Raw genomic sequence first — 623 nt, 5'->3', positions numbered from 1 at the left:
CACATGGATGTCGGCAGCGACGTGTCCAAGGCTGGCAAGATTGCGCGAGTAGAAATCGGCGACGCCGAACAGGCTGGCGTTCCGCGCTCCCATCTGCGCTGCGTACGGCTCGCTTTCGAGGTCCGGCCGGCGCCGGTAAAGCCAGGAGAGAAAGCGTGGATAGTCGGCGTTGAGGATCAGGATGCGCATTGATTCAGGCACAACGTTCGTGGTGATCTCGGGCGGTAGGTGCTTGGCGGAATGCACTTCGAAGCGCTTGCGATTGCCCTCGCATGGCAAGAAGAGGGCCGTGAGCTGCACCCGATGGGATGCAGATTGGCTCATTCTGGTTGTGGCGGCCGGATCCCCGAAATCTAATAGGAAGTTTCCATCGGGGGGGCAAGTCAGCTTGCCGGTTTCCCGGCCGAACGATCCGAAACGGCTTCTCCTTAAAATTGCATATATGCCGGCATTCGCAGGTCTTGGGGGAGGTTCTGCATCCGCTCGGAGGTCATTCGCTTCAGACCGTTCCGCCCGATCCGGTCGCCGCATTACGGTACGGAAGATTTCCAACGAGGCTGCCGTACTGCGCCTTGTTCCGCCGTTCTGCTCGCTCCGTTGACCAAGGGGGGAAACTCTGTAAA

The 623-nt window shown here is 59.6% G+C and carries 1 protein-coding gene; it reads right to left on the bottom strand.

Translation table 11 applies throughout. The features are described from left to right. The coding region (locus LE190_RS21360; protein ID WP_225240598.1) for a hypothetical protein at positions 1-324 on the bottom strand (324 nt) is incomplete at its 3' end. Between the last annotated feature and the right edge of the window lie 299 nt (positions 325-623).

This window comes from Massilia hydrophila (genome assembly GCF_020208145.1).
GTDB lineage: Bacteria > Pseudomonadota > Gammaproteobacteria > Burkholderiales > Burkholderiaceae_D > Telluria > Telluria hydrophila.
This window is presented reverse-complemented; position numbering and strand designations above follow the sequence as displayed.